This is a genomic window from Prevotella corporis DSM 18810 = JCM 8529 (genome assembly GCF_000430525.1).
Lineage (GTDB): Bacteria > Bacteroidota > Bacteroidia > Bacteroidales > Bacteroidaceae > Prevotella > Prevotella corporis.
On record NZ_KE387156.1, the window covers coordinates 79864 to 94920 of the forward strand.

A 15057-nucleotide genomic window follows, 5' to 3' on the forward strand; every position below is an offset into this window, starting at 1 on the left:
TTTTTAATAGATTGTCTTACATTTGTAGTCTAAAAGTGTTTATTTGTAATAATATGTATTAATAAGGTAATGAGATTAATTATTCAGAAGAATTATGATTTGTTGTCAAAATGGGCAGCCAATCATGTGATAAAGCGAATCAACGATGCAAAGCCAACTTCCGCAAAACCATTTGTTTTAGGCTTACCGACAGGCTCTTCTCCGGAGGGAATGTATGCCGAGCTTGTGAAAGCAAACAAAGAGGGAAGGATAAGTTTTAAGAATGTTGTTACATTCAACATGGATGAGTATGTGGGACTTGCCGAAAACCACCCTGAAAGTTATCATTCGTTCATGGCGCGTAATCTGTTCGACCATGTTGATATTCCACGTGAGAATATCCATATTTTAAACGGAAATGCGAAAGATTTGAAGGTTGAGTGTGAAAATTACGAGAGGATGATTCGTGAGGCTGGAGGTATCGACTTGTTTGTCGGAGGCATAGGCCCCGACGGACACATCGCATTCAACGAGCCGGGATCAAGTCTGACCAGCAGGACCCGTGAAAAGAAGTTGATCAACGACACCATCATTGCCAACTCCCGCTTCTTCGACAACGATGTAAACAAAGTGCCAAAGTATGCGCTTACCGTTGGCGTGGGCACAGTGATGGATGCGCGTGAGGTGATGATTCTTGTCAATGGACACCACAAGGCCCGCGCCTTACAGGCAGCTGTTGAGGGTGCGGTTTCGTCTTGGTGGACCATCTCTGCGTTGCAGATGCACGAGCATGGTATTATCGTGGCCGACGATCTAGCCTGTGACGAGCTGAAAGTTGCTACTTACCGTTACTTCAAGGAGAAAGAAAAAGATAACCTCTAATAGTAGATTATCGTGTCGTTGTTAGGCTGAAGTTAAGATAAAGAAAAGTTGAATGGTTAGAAAGTGACAATGTAAGTTGCTGCTTTCTAACCTTTTTTATACCTTTGCATCAATCTAAAGGTTTATGAAACTAATAACGTTATTGAAGAAATGGACACTCCCCATGGCAATGCTGTGTGGTGTGACGGCTTATCTCATTTTTGCATTTGTTCCTTTTTTAGAGCCGGCAGCAGTTTTCTTCTCTCCGATATTGGACATGATTCTTCCGTTGTTCATGTTCTTGATTCTCTATGTTACGTTTTGCAAGGTTGATTTCCGCAAGCTCGTTCCTGTCAGGTGGCATTTATGGGTTGGGGTCTTTCAGTTGCTTTTTGTCGCCATCATCGTTGGGGCTATTCTTGTCTTTGAAGTTAAAGGCAATGGCCTGATACTTCTTGAGTCGATTTTGGCCTGCATCATAGGGCCTTGCGCTGCCGCTGCCGCTGTTGTTACACTGAAGCTGGGGGGCAGTTTGGAGGAGATGACCACCTATATATTCCTTTCTAATTTCCTCTGTGCTGCGCTCATACCGATTTGTTTCCCTCTAATTGAGCCAGGAAATGGCATGGGATTCATGGCGTCGTTCCTGCTGATACTCTATAAAGTCTGTGCCATTTTGGTTGTTCCGATGCTGCTGGCTTATATTACCAAACACTTCAAACCCTTGCACAGATTCTATGAGTGGTTGATTGGTGTGAGAGACTTGAGCTTCTATCTTTGGGGATGTTCGCTCACTATCGTCACTGGCACAACGATGAAGAACATTGTGCATGCTGATGCTGGTGTGCCCTTTCTGATTCTGATAGCTGCACTCGGATTTCTTGTCTGTGTTCTTCAGTTTGCAGTAGGCCGTTACATAGGTCATTTCTTCAAAAGCACAGTCAATGCCGGACAGTCGCTTGGACAGAAAAACACCGCCTTTGCCATTTGGATAGCCTATACTTACCTTAACCCACTGGCATCTGTTGGACCGGGCTGCTATATCTTATGGCAGAATCTTATCAACAGCGTTGAGATATGGTATTATGGCAAGCATGTCTCTGCCGATCAAGAGAGATCAGCCTGAATAGGTAGCGAGATTTGTCAAAATAATTTTCTGTTCGTTTTACTGAGGATTGGCTTTCGACGCATGAAAGGTGACCTTTCACAGCCTCATAGGTCATCAATCGCAAGGCGAAAGATGACCTATGATTTGGTAATTTGTATATAGTTGAAAATAAGTAAATTACAGATATCTAAAGCAAGTCTTGTTTGTAAAGTTTTTTCCGCATGCCGTCAAACTCCGCCTTTGTTGATAATGGCATTCCGGCATTCCTCCATCAACCATTTAGGAGTGCTTGTCGCTCCGCAGATTCCTACCGTCTTAACATCTCTGAACCATGACATGTCGATTTCTTCGGCACTCTCAATCTGATGAGAATTGGGGTTGACCCTAAGACATTCGTGGAAAAGAACCTTGCCGTTGGAGCTTTTGCGCCCTGCTACAAACAGTATCAGGTCGTGACGGGCGGCAAACGAAGAAATGTTCGGCATGCGGTTGGCAACTTGTCGGCAAATGGTGTCGAAGCTGCGGAACGTCGCTTTTGGTGAAATGTGTTCTTGAATGTATTCTATGATCTTGTGGAACTCGTCCAGGCTCTTTGTCGTCTGCGAGTAGAGGTAGATGTCATGCGAGAAGTCAAGTTGCTTGACATCCTCGAACTTTTCGATAACGATGGCTTCGCTGTGGGTTTGGCCTACAAGTCCGAGAACTTCGGCATGGCCAGGCTTGCCGAAAATGACGATAGAGGCTTTTCTGCCATCCTCCTTCTGTAATAGGGAAGGGCAGCCGGCTTGTTCTTTCTTTTCGGCTATGCTCTCTTGAGGTGATGGGGTGGCGCTGATGTTTCTTCTCTTTTCATACTGGTTCTTGATTCTTCGTTGCAGCGCCAGAACCACAGGACAGGTGGCATCGATAATCTCTATGTGGTTGCGCTTGGCCAGCTCGTATGTTTCGGGTGGTTCTCCGTGGGCTCGTAGGAGCACGGTGACATTGTGGAGTTGGCTGAGTTGCTCGTGATTGATGGTAATCAACCCCTTCTCTGTCAATCGCTCCACTTCCATACTGTTATGCACGATGTCGCCCAAACAATATAGCTTTGTACCCTTTTCCAATTCTTCTTCTGCTTTCTTGATGGCGGTAGTCACTCCGAAGCAGAAGCCGCTTCCATCGTCTATTTCTATTTGAAGCATAGTTTAATTGTCATTGAAGTCCCAGGGAACTGCGTGTCCTCTGTGCTGGAAACTTGTTCATGGCGCTCCCGTTGTAGCCTCCTTTATCCAATTTGTCGTTCTATGTGTGGCAAGGTAGGCGTTTATAGGGCCTTTTCATTCATATTCCAGCCGTGGGGCATCCATTTCCCTGCGACTCCATCTTTGTAGGTCTTATTCTTTAACAGTCACTACGGCCGCTCTCGCTCTGCCAGAATACTCCGGAGAGTAGGCACATTGTGCCGTGCAAGTTCCTGTCTGGTAAGAGCCGACACGGTCGATGAAATACTCTGTTTCAACAATGTGAGTACCTTTTGCCATGCGGTCAAAGTAATAGTTCGTCGTATAATCTTTGGGTGCGATGTAATACCCGCCCCACTGATATCCGCTTAATTGTCTTGTGGGTTCAAGACATGCGGCGCGTTTGTCGATTACCTGAACGAAGTCGTAGTCGCGGTCGGCAGTTATGGTCAGGCGGACGAGTACTTTGTCACCCACTTTCAGTTCGTTGGCTCCCGTTTCCTTGTCATCCACAGTGACAGGAATGAGCTCTCGCTTGACTTTCAGCTCTGAGTTGGATGCCTGAATGTCGGTAACTGGCTGGAAGAACTGCGCATAGACGGCTCCCCAGCTCGTTCCTGTGCTCGATTTCTCGGCTGTGAATGAGCTGACAGGCTTGCGGTCGGAATCGGTCGCTCCGCCGTTGACTATCACTGGCTTGCTTACTTTTACATATCCCATACCGGCTGTTGCCTTTGGAGTTTCAATCTGCTTTCCATCCAGTTTCAAGACGGTCGCCTCTCCGTTGTCCATCGTCCAGTTTCCGTTGCTCATGAATGCCCAGATAGCATTCACCGAATTGATCGGAGTGTCCCAAGACTGGGTACGTTTCGACTGTAAGAGCCAGCGTTGCATCTCCTGAACGGTCTGAATATCTTTCGGAACGATGGTCTTGAAAGCCTCAATGGCAGCCACTTCCGTTGGAATCTTGTAGTCGTACCAGCTGTAAGCCTTCTTCGTTTCGAAGTATCTGCCTTTTTCTTCTGTGTAAACTGTATATTCCTTGATGCTTTGTAGGTATTCCTTGGCCTTCACCGACTGTCCGTATTGTTGGAGGATGACTGCCGTATTTGCCTTGCCGTAAATAGTAAGGTCAACGGGCTTTTTCGCCAACAGATTGATGAGATAGGTTATGTCGGGCGTTGTCGGACGTTTGGCCAACGCATTGCTGTAGAGATAGTCACACAGTGCATCGGATGGGAAGAGGTTCTTGTGCCCATTCTTTTCAAGTCTCTTCAATTCCAGCACACGTTCTGCGACTTCCTTGTCAAGGAATCGGAAGGCACTGGTGAGCAGACCCTGTGTCTGTTGGTCGCTACTGCCCATGAGAACATTGAGGCGCGTGAGTGTCTTCACAATCTCAACCGTCATGTATAAGCTGCCTCTCATGCCTTGCCACCACGAGAAAGAACCGTCTGGATTCTGAAGTTTCTTCAGACTGTTCAGCGATGTGGTGAGATTGTTGCGCAGCTGATTCTCGTCGAAATATCGAATCATCATCTGCTTTTGCTCACTTTCATTCTCTGCATCCATCACCCAAGGGGTCTCATTTAACACGAGTTCTTTCAGGTCTTGGTTCTTCTCCAGTGCCGACATCATTGATGTTTCGTTGCCGATTTCCGAGCGCCATTTGTCAATGGTTTGCTTAATCTTCGGCGAAACCTTCAGAATCTTGTTGGCAAGGTTATTGGCATAGTAAGCCGCAACCAAGCTAATGGCATTCTTTTCATTTGGATCAGCCACATATGGCAGAGCTTGTATCATCAACCAGTTAGGATTGTTGGTGTATTCGATGGTCAGCCGCTGGTCGGTGGTGTTCTTTGGGAAGAGTTTAGTCAGATCAACACTTTTAGTGCCTGCTTCATTCTGAGTGAAAGGATAGGTGTTGATGACATATTCTCTATTCGGAAGCACTGAAAGATATTGCTGTTCGCCGTCAGAATAGTCAGCTCCCTTTGCGAAAATACGAACGATGAGCAGTGATTGGTCAGCGGTCAGCTTTCGGCTATTGTTCTCTGACAACACATCAGCCAAGGTGAATACGGCAGATGATGAGCCCTTTGGCTCAAGTACATAATCTTTACTGTCGCTATATAATACCTTTTCTGTGGCTGGGTCTATGATTTCGATAGTCGCTGTGCCATTGACTTGCTTGTCAGAGGTGTTGAAAATACGAGTGGCAACTGTGGCCTTGTCGCCCATACGCACGAAACGGGGCATGTTTGGCTGAACCATGACGGTCTTTTGAGCCACGATTTCGCTTTGAATCATTCCCGTATTGATGTCCTTGTCGTGAGCGATTCCTATGAAATGCCATGTTGTCAGGCTCTCTGGAAGTTTGAATTTCATACTCACATTGCCATCGTTGTCGGTCTCTAAGCGTGGGTAGAAGAAGGCCGTCTCATTGAGATTCTCTCTCAACTGTACGTTGCCAGCTTGCGATTCCTTTGGTCTCTCACCACCTCCGGCCATTCCCTCTTCTTCATCTTTCACCATATTATCTTGTTTGATGACTGGTGCCGTGAGTTTCAGGGAGCTTCTGTTTTCCTTCGCTGACTCATTTTTAGCCTTTGACTGAACAGCTGCATTCATTGTCCTAAGGACGGGCTCTCTTCCGTAAGCGCTCGCGCCCCGAATCATAATGTTCGGACTTCCAAAGCTGTCTATGAACCTACCATCGAAGCCAGAAAAGTAGAGATTCATATCGTTTAGTGATTTAAATGGCTTGAGATAACCCATTGTAAGTGGATATGTCGTGATGCCTTCCCAATGCGCGTAAGGCAATGGGCTTGAGAATGTGGGCTTTAAAGTCCACGTATGTGCCAAAATTTGGTCAAGACTCTTGTCGTACAAGGTTGCCATTAGTTGGGCCTTTGCTGCCTTTCCATCCTGATTCTGTATGGTAAGTATCCATTCTTCGTCTTGTCCTGGAACAAGACGATCGCGGAATGTCTTCCATTTCACCATCAATTGCTTGTCGGGTTGTGGGCGTTCAATTCTTGTACTGTGACTGTAGAACTCTCCTTCCTTCACCCATGCAAAGGTCAGTGTCAGTCCATAACCATATTCTTCCTTATAGGCAAACTTGCGGGTGGTTATGGCATTGCTTTGATCGATTGCACCAGTTTCGATGATTTTATTACCCGAATAGATGGAATAGACGATGTGTTGGTCCTCGTCACTTGAGCCAATTTGAATGTAAACAGGCTTTCCGTCTCGTGGGAACTGGCTTGAACTCTGATAGAACCAGTCGTGTGTCTCCGTTACAGGTCGCTTGTCATCCATTGAGAAAACAACAAACTCCTGATCCAAGGTGTCGGTTCCACAGATGGCATGTAACTGATAATGTCCTGATTTCATTGGCTTCAGCTTCACAGGCTCATTGGCGGCTGCCGTTCTATAATTGTTGAATGTCTGATTGTTCTTCTGATAAGGTGCGATGGCATAGCGAACTTGTCCGTCGATAGGCTTACCGGCAGCATTCAGGTATGAGAACGTAATTTCTTTCAGGCTGTCTCGCAATGCCTTGTCAGGCATATTACTTGCAAAGGCCGTTGCCTTCGTACCCAAAGGCAAAGATATCAACCCCTCACGCGTCTCTCCTGCAACATCAGTTACTTTGGCTTCAACGTTGAAATTATAGAACTGAGCGGGACGATAGTAACGGAATCTGCGTGCATTCTTGCTTTCTTTAGGGAAAATGAACGGCAAACTGATTTCAAATTCACCCTTATCGTCGGTAGTCACCTCACCACTTGTGAGTTGTTCGTTTGAGTTTTCGCCGCTCCACCACCATAAAGCCATGCGGCGGTTGATGGAATATTCTACCTTTGCTCCCTGAACCGGGACTCCCGAATAGCTTTTTGCTCGCCCTTTTACCTTGATGGTGTCGCCAACCGCATACTTCTTCTCATATTTATCGAACTCAACTTCGAAAGTAGGACGCTTGTAATCCTCAACATTGAAGAACGTTGAACCGTTGTTGCCATAACGAGCGATAATTGAGAATCTGCCAGTCAATCCACTTTTGGGCAGCTCAAAGTCGGCAGTTGCAGTACCAAAATCATCGGTTGTCACCTCTTTTGAAGCCACTTCCTTATAGTTGGTATCGCGAAGTTGCAAGGTAACAGTTTGATTGGCTTTTGCCTTGGTTTCCAATTTTTTTGAGTTCTTGGAATAAATGATGACAGAAGCGTGAACGGTTTGCCCCGGACGATAAATGCTTCTGTCGGTAAACACGTTGCAAATATCCTGAAGTCGCTCATCCTCACCATAGTTAAAGCTTGTCCATAGCCTTGTACTTGGACAGGCTTTGTCTTTGTTCGTAAAGGCAAAGACATCGTCTGGGCTATATTTGTCATAGGTATAGAACGCCTCCCCATTCTTGTTGGTTGTCAAGATCTTAGCGCTTTTTCTCACTCCATATCTTGGTGCGAACGATAACTTGATGTTTGCGTTTGCTATAGGTTGTCCAGTTGTGGAGTTCACCACAACATACCGAATCTTATTGTTGGGCTGTTCCTCATTCATCAGGAATATATCAGTCACATAATACAATTCATATTGTGGCTTGATGCCAGCTGACGATGATGAATATTCCAGCAAATAGACACCCGTTGGGAGTTTTGGCAATTGTATGGAATCCTCGACGATCTCATAAGGCTTGTTTCCGCCGTATTTTCGGCTAAACTTTTGGATAGTGGACATGATTCTTGCAGCTTTTATTCGCTCAAGATGTCTTGCGTTGTCAACGTCGAAATCGTTGTCGCCATCTAAGCTTGTGCGAGTGACAGTGAGAGTCAAGTCTTTGATATTTCTTATTTTAATATAGTTGATCATTACCCCCTTAGCGGGACGACCTATACCGGAATACATAATTGCGTTGAACATCGGTGCTGTCAACTCGCTGCGTTGGTTGCGCAGATAGTTGGTTCCCTCCCATGTTCCCCAACGTTTCAGTGCATTGTCGATGAAGTCAATTTTGTCTTTTGCCTTGACATTCTCATCGTTTTCCATTAACATGTATTTCTTTACTGCCACCTCTCCGCACACGGGAAGGTCGCCATAAAGGTTTATAAGCGAATCCACCTTGGCGTGATTGTAGTCATCTTCAAGGTTCATCACTGCAGAATAGCATGCTGCCTCACGATTTCCCACGGAACTGTAATACTTGTCCAGCACGTCATATCGTTCGGTTTCGATACCGATAACATGCAAGAGATCATTCTTGAAGATGGCATCATCCTTTCCTTTATATATTAGGGGTGCGTATTCTGCGGACTGATGCTTTGCCAAAAGTTCGGCATTGGCGATGGCTTTGTCGAAATAGGGCTTCAGCTCGTCAGGATCTGTGTCATCAGATTGAAGGAGTCGGCCTATTGCGCAGTTATAGACGGCGGCAAGCACCTTGTCTTTCTGCTCCGCCTCGGCAGCGAGTCTCTGTAGTCTGGTCTTTTGTGGAGCGACCGAGTCTGGCGAAATCTGTGTCCAAAGGCCAGATGTCATCAGTTCCGCCGCCAGCAAATTGCCATACGACTTTTCTTTTTGCGCTTTATTTACAATCTTTTTCAAAACGTCAATCTGTGTCTTTGGCAAGTCTTTCCGACTGGCTTCATCCACTTGTTTCCAAAGAGCATCATAGCTTTGCGCCCACATTCCGAAAGGTGCCATAAGCGTCATTATTAGAATAGATAATAGTTTTTTCATATCTTCAATTAAACAAGTAATATGCAAATATACTTATTTTATGTGTAAAATGGAGCTAAAGTAGTTTTTTGATAATATAATATTATGTTTTTTAAGACAGATTCAGTATCTTTGTGCAAGATGTGTATCATCTTACCAGTCGAATCGGGCAAGGTTCAACCATAAATTCCGTAGCAGCCACTGACTCTTGACGGCATTCTTATGGTCGATACTACAACATTATTACAATTTTCAAAAAAACAATAATCTATGAACATCGTAAATATCGCATTAATCGTACTCACAGTAATCGTCATTATTTGGCTAGCGAGGAAGACAAAGGTTGCCAAAACCGACAATCCCGTTCCTGTAGCGCCAGCACAGTTCAAGGCATTGACGCTGTCTGACGTGGAGGACACGTTTGTTGACGGCGAGTTGATTTGTAGGGCTGGATTCCTTCACTACGATTTCAGCTGTGTACTCCCTGTTGACGAGGGGCAGGAAGGCTTGTTCGTTGGGTATGCCAAAGCCGATAGTCAGCACGATGCCCGCATCTGTGTGTACGATGACACACAGGAGCTTAGGGGATACGTGAATGGTCAAACTGAGCTTTATCAGCAGTTGCTTAACGAACGTAAGTCTTCGGTTTACGGGGTTGTAAGAAAAGTAGGCGATGACAAATTTGTGGGTGAGGTTTGTATAAGGGTAAGGTGAGCAATCGCTTAGATTTACATTGTTTTTTGAAGTGTCAAGAGCCGAACGAATATTGACTTTGATTAGCGAAAAATCTTTACAAACACTCCCAAGATACGACGTTTAAATCTATCTACCTGTGCTTTGGTTTAAAATAGGCTAATTTTAAGTGACTGCCTAAATACTTGTCAGGTAGCGGTTTAAATAATATGCCTGTTTTGACGATTCGAAATCCTTTAGTAATAGCTAAGCTTTCGATTACTGAAAACTATGATTTTTACGCTTAATACCTTAGCTATTGAGCGACGAAAGGTATGCTTTTGAGCTGTAATTGCTAAACTTTAGTCATCAAAGGCTTGAAAAACTGCATTTGGTTTGCTTTTCAATCAAACATCCAACTCTATTTCATCACTTTAAGAAGCGTTAATTCCGGGATTTTATTTTTACATTTTCCATCTGATGTAAGTTCTTAAATTGTCATATAGTCATATATTTGTGACAAAATGACAGTGTGGTTTGTTGGGCATGAAGTTTGAGCAATAGAAATCAGAAAATAAATGAAATAGAGTTCGTAACCATTGAAAGATAATGGCTATGAACTGTGAAAGGAGATTTGATTATGACATTCGACAAATTTACAATTAAAGCACAGGAAGCTATTCAGAGCGCAGTGAACACCGCGCAGCGCAACGGACAGCAGACAATAGAGCCAGTCCATATTCTGGCTGGTGTGATGGATAAAGGAAAAGATGTGGTGAACTACGTCTTTCAGAAACTCGGAATGAACAGCCAGATGGTAGAAACTGCCGTTCAGAACGAAATCAATCATTTGCCCAAGGTTTCGGGAGGCGAGCCTTATTTCTCACCCGAAGCCAACAAGGTGATGCAGCGGACGCTCGACATCTCTCAGAAATTGGGCGACGAATTTGTCAGCATCGAACCATTGTTGCTGGCATTGCTCAACGTAAACTCAACGGCAAGCAGACTTCTGAAGGATGCTGGGTGTACAGAAAAGGACTTGAAGGCAGCCATCAACGATTTGCGACAGGGACAGAAAGTACAGTCGCAAAGTGGTGATGAGAACTATCAGGCACTTAAAAAGTATGCCCGGAACCTCGTGGAAGATGCCCGTGCCGGTAAGCTCGATCCAGTGATTGGGCGCGATGAGGAAATCAGGCGCGTGCTGCAGATTCTCTCTCGCCGTACGAAGAACAACCCGATATTGATTGGTGAGCCAGGTACGGGTAAGACTGCAATCGCCGAAGGACTCGCAGGACGTATCGTCAGGGGCGACGTTCCTGAAAACCTGAAGAACAAACAGCTCTACTCTCTTGATATGGGTGCGCTGCTTGCAGGGGCGAAATACAAGGGTGAGTTCGAGGAACGCTTGAAAAGCGTCATCAAAGAGGTGACCAGTTCCGACGGAAACATCATCCTTTTCATCGACGAGATTCACACATTGGTGGGCGCTGGTGGAGGTGAGGGCGCCATGGACGCAGCAAACATCCTCAAACCCGCACTGGCGAGAGGCGAGTTGCGTGCCATCGGTGCGACAACGCTCAACGAATATCAGAAATACTTCGAGAAAGACAAAGCGTTGGAGCGTCGTTTCCAGACCGTTATGGTGGATGAGCCGAGCGAACTCGATGCTATCTCAATCCTTCGTGGACTAAAGGAACGCTATGAGAACCACCACAAGGTTCGTATTCAGGACGATGCGTGCATCGCAGCCGTACAGCTTTCGGAGCGTTACATATCCGATCGTTTTCTCCCTGATAAGGCAATCGACTTGATGGATGAGGCAGCGGCGAAGTTACGTATGGAGCGGGACTCTGTTCCGGAGGAATTGGACGAGATAAGCCGCCGTTTGAAACAATTGGAGATTGAACGTGAGGCCATCAAACGTGAGAATGACGCCGAGAAGATAGCCCAGTTGGACAAGGAAATCGCTGACTTGAAAGATCAAGAACGGAGCTTCCGTGCAAAATGGGAAGGTGAAAAAGCCCTCGTCAATAAGATTCAACAAGATAAACAGGAGATGGAGAATCTCAAATACGAGGCTGAACGTGCCGAAAGGGAAGGCAATTACGAGCGGGTGGCTGAAATTCGGTACTCCCGATTGAAGGAACTCAACGATGATATTGCCCAAATCCAGCTGCAATTACAGGCTACCCAAGGCGGACAGGCCATGATTCGCGAGGAAGTGACGTCTGATGATATCGCCGAGGTGGTGAGCCGTTGGACTGGCATACCTGTGACCAAGATGCTGCAGAGCGACCGTGAGAAGTTGTTGCATCTGGAAGATGAACTTCACAAACGGGTCATCGGACAGGATGAGGCCATCACTGCCGTTGCCAATGCTGTGCGTCGTTCGCGCGCTGGTCTGCAAGACCCGAAGAAACCCATTGCCTCGTTCATCTTCCTTGGTACGACTGGTACGGGTAAAACCGAGCTGGCGAAGGCTTTGGCCGACTATCTGTTCAACGATGAGACAATGATGACCCGTATCGACATGAGTGAGTATCAGGAGAAATTCAGCGTGTCAAGGCTCATCGGTGCGCCTCCTGGATACGTTGGTTATGATGAGGGCGGTCAGCTCACCGAGGCCGTGCGCCGTAAGCCCTATTCTGTGGTGCTCTTCGATGAGATAGAGAAGGCCAATCCTGATGTTTTCAACATCCTCTTGCAAGTACTCGACGACGGACATCTGACTGATAATAAAGGTAGAACCGTCAATTTCAAGAACACCATCATCATTATGACGTCCAACCTCGGATCGCAATACATCCAGCAGGAGTTTGAAAAACTTGCGGATGACAACCGTCAGGAAATCATCGACTTGACAAAGGCGACGGTAATGGACATGTTGAAGAAGACCATACGTCCCGAATTTTTGAACCGTATTGACGAGACGATTATGTTCTTGCCACTGACGAAGGCCGAGATAGCTGGGGTTGTCCGTCTGCAACTGGAGCGTGCGAAGGCTATGCTCTCACCGCAGGGCTTCAATTTGGAGTGGACCGACAAGGCGGTAGAGTACCTTTCAGGCGTAGGCTATGACCCAGAGTTTGGTGCCCGCCCAGTAAAGAGAGCCATTCAGCGTTATGTTCTCAACGACCTCAGTAAGTCGTTGCTGGCCGAAACCGTGAGCAGAGACAAGCCAATCATCATCGATTCCTTAGGCGACGGTTTGATTTTCAAGAACTAATGGTTGAAGATGCTCAGTAGAATAGCGAGTGTATGTCTTTTATTGGCATACCCTCGCTTTTTTTGTTCGGTGTTTTTCGCAACGTAGGTATGCAAACCGAGTTGCAAACTCTTGGCAAAAGGGACACCAATGGTTGGCAATTCTTTTAACAACGCACTGAATGGCATTGGCGGAGACGCACTTTGCTTGTAAAAGATTTTCATAACGATGTCCCAATCACTAAGCTTTTGAGATGCGATAGATGACCTTTCGCAGTGCAAAAGATGAGCTATTGCGAGATGAAAGGGCAATAATCGCATCTGAATTTATATAAGGTTGAAAATCAGTAGTTTGTAAACAATGGATCGAATCGTTCTGTTGTAAATATTTTTCGTATGTGGTCAAGGCTTCATCCATATTCGATGAATACTTGTCATCAGCCCTTTCAACCCCCCAACCGCCATTGTTTCGCCGCTTTAAGATGGCATCCTGCGAGGCGACAGCCTTGTTCATAACGGATAAAGGTGAACACTTTTATTAGTGAAGCAGATGGACCAAGTCCTAAAAATTCTGACAATTATTTTGATTTATGTACGAATTGATGTAACTTTGCTCACAAATTAGAAGGAGCAATGATATGAAATGCCCAAACTGCAATACTGAAATACAAGACAATGAACAACAATGCCCGCATTGTGGGACACCGTTGCATCAGCAGGAATATGAGGATGAGCCTACGTTGGGGCGTGGTCTGGTCATCTTTATCATCATTGGCACCATCTTCTTGGTGGCATTCGGCTTCCTCTATTATCAGAATCACAAGAACGATCCTGAATATACGCAGACGGCTATTGAACCAGACTCAAACCTTGCGGAGAAGAACGTTGTGAAGTTCGACACGGTAGCCACGGACACGGTGGCCAAAGACTCACTCGACGCTCAGGAGGAAGTGCAGGCAGAGAAAGTATTCAACAGTATTCGTGGCAAGAACCGTCATAACAGGCATGAGACACGAACGGCGACTTCCGGCGATGCAGAGTCGGCTCCGCTCACCGTTCCTTCCCACCCAGAGGGTTCTGGTGGGTCGGGAAAGACTGAAGTGACACCAGTTCCGGTGGCCCCTGTTGCTCCGAAACCACATGTTGAAAAGATAGAGACTGAATAATGATAATTTTCAGAACAAAGCGTTTCCCACCCAAGAATTATGATGCCATCAATATTCTTGGGTTGCTTTTTATCCATCCGGGGGTGATGATTAGCGCAGAGCTGATCAATCACGAGCGCATCCATACCCGACAGATGCTCGAAATGCTGATTCTGCCTTATTATTTGTGGTATTTCATCGAATGGCTCATCCGCATTCAACTTCCCGGAAGAGCCTATATGAACCTGTCTTTTGAACGAGAGGCTTACCGTCACATGAATGATTTGGACTACTTGAAGAAGCGAAAACCTTATGCTTGGGCGAAATACCTCTTCTCCGAGTAAGCCGTTACATTGTCGCAGATGACTTACGTGCCGCTCTTCCCGTCATGGGTAATTCACGTCTCAACAACATCCAACACCCAACACTTGTCGTTTTCCACCCTGAATTTCACATCCTTGCCAGCAAAAGGCATCCCATAAATTCGGCTGTGGTCGTGCTGGTACTTTGGATGCGGACCTTGTGAGAGCACTTCTTCCAGCGCTTTCGCATCGTCAGGTTGGAATCGGGCCTTCAATTCGTCAGGAAACACAACCATGAGCGTGGCCCAGTCGTTTCCATCGGTAAACCCTCCTCTTGCCTTGGCATGGCTATCCACGTAGGGAAGATAAGGCTTGATGTCGTAAACTGGTGTTCCGTCCATCAAATCAGCTCCTTCCACAATGATTTCACCAGACTTGATTTCCACTATCCTTACCGACGATAATCCCAATCCGTTGGGACGGAAGGGCGAACGGCTGGCAAACACGCCTATCCGCTTGTTGCCGCCAAGTCTTGGCGGACGTACCGTAAGCGAATCACCGTCTTTCCATGCTTCAGAGCTGTTTGCCGAGAATCCCCAAATCATCCACAGATAATCAAAACCTTCGAGTCCGCGCAACGCTTCTTCTCGATTGAATTTCGGTTCTAAAACGATAGTGCCTCGTAGCTCATGAACCAGACCGCTTTGTCTGGGAATACCAAATTTAGAGGTGAACGGAGAACGAAAATAGGCTATGGGTTCAATTTCTTTCATGCAACAAACTTACATAAAAATCTGCACAAACCAATTTGTTCGGTGAAGAAATATTAAGTTTTA

At 46.0% G+C, this 15057-nt stretch carries 11 protein-coding genes; 6 read left to right on the forward strand and 5 right to left on the reverse strand.

Annotated features, from left to right (window positions below; translation table 11 throughout):
• Positions 1–69 precede the first annotated feature (69 nt).
• Positions 70–861, forward strand: a complete 792-nt coding sequence (gene nagB, locus H515_RS0110760) for a glucosamine-6-phosphate deaminase (RefSeq protein WP_025875583.1) — start codon at positions 70–72, stop codon at positions 859–861.
• A 124-nt stretch (positions 862–985) separates the two neighbouring features.
• The gene (locus H515_RS0110765) at positions 986–1966 is read left to right on the forward strand and encodes a bile acid:sodium symporter family protein (RefSeq protein WP_025875581.1); all 981 of its coding nucleotides are present in this window, start codon (positions 986–988) and stop codon (positions 1964–1966) included.
• 209 nt (positions 1967–2175) lie between these two features.
• On the opposite strand, the gene H515_RS0110770 is transcribed toward H515_RS0110765, so the two are convergent.
• Both H515_RS0110770 and H515_RS0110775 read right to left on the reverse strand, forming a co-directional pair.
• Positions 2176–3132, reverse strand: coding sequence for a 4-hydroxy-3-methylbut-2-enyl diphosphate reductase (locus H515_RS0110770; protein ID WP_025875579.1), 957 nt, complete (start codon positions 3130–3132; stop codon positions 2176–2178).
• Positions 3133–3324: 192 nt separating this feature from the next.
• Positions 3325–8916: an alpha-2-macroglobulin family protein gene (locus H515_RS0110775; RefSeq protein ID WP_028901940.1), complete on the reverse strand. Its 5592-nt coding sequence runs from the start codon at positions 8914–8916 to the stop codon at positions 3325–3327.
• 249 nt (positions 8917–9165) lie between these two features.
• On the opposite strand from H515_RS0110775, the gene H515_RS0110780 reads away from it, so the two are divergent.
• A complete protein-coding gene (locus tag H515_RS0110780) occupies positions 9166–9609 on the forward strand; it encodes a hypothetical protein (RefSeq protein WP_025875578.1) in 444 nt (147 codons plus the stop codon).
• A 598-nt stretch (positions 9610–10207) separates the two neighbouring features.
• On the forward strand, positions 10208–12796 hold the full coding sequence (gene clpB, locus H515_RS0110785) for an ATP-dependent chaperone ClpB (RefSeq protein WP_025875577.1): 2589 nt from the start codon (positions 10208–10210) through the stop codon (positions 12794–12796).
• Here the strand turns inward: clpB and H515_RS14620 are convergent.
• Complete coding sequence (locus tag H515_RS14620) at positions 12793–12999, reverse strand: hypothetical protein (protein WP_154653701.1); 207 nt, start codon at positions 12997–12999, stop codon at positions 12793–12795. The two genes, clpB and H515_RS14620, sit on opposite strands and share 4 nt — an antisense overlap.
• A gap of 16 nt (positions 13000–13015) precedes the next feature.
• Positions 13016–13288: a hypothetical protein gene (locus H515_RS0110795; RefSeq protein WP_025875576.1), complete on the reverse strand. Its 273-nt coding sequence runs from the start codon at positions 13286–13288 to the stop codon at positions 13016–13018.
• A gap of 124 nt (positions 13289–13412) precedes the next feature.
• Here H515_RS0110795 and H515_RS0110800 point away from each other — a divergent pair, with 124 nt between their 5' ends.
• Together H515_RS0110800 and H515_RS0110805 are read left to right on the forward strand one after the other, a co-directional pair.
• A complete protein-coding gene (locus H515_RS0110800) occupies positions 13413–13940 on the forward strand; it encodes a zinc-ribbon domain-containing protein (RefSeq protein WP_025875575.1) in 528 nt (175 codons plus the stop codon).
• Complete coding sequence (locus tag H515_RS0110805; protein WP_025875574.1) at positions 13940–14263, forward strand: hypothetical protein; 324 nt, start codon at positions 13940–13942, stop codon at positions 14261–14263. The genes H515_RS0110800 and H515_RS0110805 overlap by 1 nt, the downstream gene beginning before the upstream one ends.
• A 53-nt stretch (positions 14264–14316) precedes the next feature.
• Here the strand turns inward: H515_RS0110805 and tsaA are convergent, their stop codons facing one another.
• Positions 14317–14994, reverse strand: coding sequence for a tRNA (N6-threonylcarbamoyladenosine(37)-N6)-methyltransferase TrmO (gene tsaA, locus H515_RS0110810; protein ID WP_028901941.1), 678 nt, complete (start codon positions 14992–14994; stop codon positions 14317–14319).
• Positions 14995–15057 lie beyond the last annotated feature (63 nt).

What these genes read in the sequence shown, in the direction of transcription:
- clpB (WP_025875577.1), top strand. Translation starts at nt 10,208, where the DNA reads ATGACATTCGACAAATTTACAATTAAAGCACAGGAAGCTATTCAGAGC.
- H515_RS0110775 (WP_028901940.1), bottom strand. Translation starts at nt 8,916, where the DNA reads ATGAAAAAACTATTATCTATTCTAATAATGACGCTTATGGCACCTTTC.
- H515_RS0110765 (WP_025875581.1), top strand. Translation starts at nt 986, where the DNA reads ATGAAACTAATAACGTTATTGAAGAAATGGACACTCCCCATGGCAATG.
- tsaA (WP_028901941.1), bottom strand. Translation starts at nt 14,994, where the DNA reads ATGAAAGAAATTGAACCCATAGCCTATTTTCGTTCTCCGTTCACCTCT.
- nagB (WP_025875583.1), top strand. Translation starts at nt 70, where the DNA reads ATGAGATTAATTATTCAGAAGAATTATGATTTGTTGTCAAAATGGGCA.
- H515_RS0110780 (WP_025875578.1), top strand. Translation starts at nt 9,166, where the DNA reads ATGAACATCGTAAATATCGCATTAATCGTACTCACAGTAATCGTCATT.
- H515_RS14620 (WP_154653701.1), bottom strand. Translation starts at nt 12,999, where the DNA reads ATGAAAATCTTTTACAAGCAAAGTGCGTCTCCGCCAATGCCATTCAGT.
- H515_RS0110795 (WP_025875576.1), bottom strand. Translation starts at nt 13,288, where the DNA reads ATGAACAAGGCTGTCGCCTCGCAGGATGCCATCTTAAAGCGGCGAAAC.
- H515_RS0110800 (WP_025875575.1), top strand. Translation starts at nt 13,413, where the DNA reads ATGAAATGCCCAAACTGCAATACTGAAATACAAGACAATGAACAACAA.
- H515_RS0110770 (WP_025875579.1), bottom strand. Translation starts at nt 3,132, where the DNA reads ATGCTTCAAATAGAAATAGACGATGGAAGCGGCTTCTGCTTCGGAGTG.
- H515_RS0110805 (WP_025875574.1), top strand. Translation starts at nt 13,940, where the DNA reads ATGATAATTTTCAGAACAAAGCGTTTCCCACCCAAGAATTATGATGCC.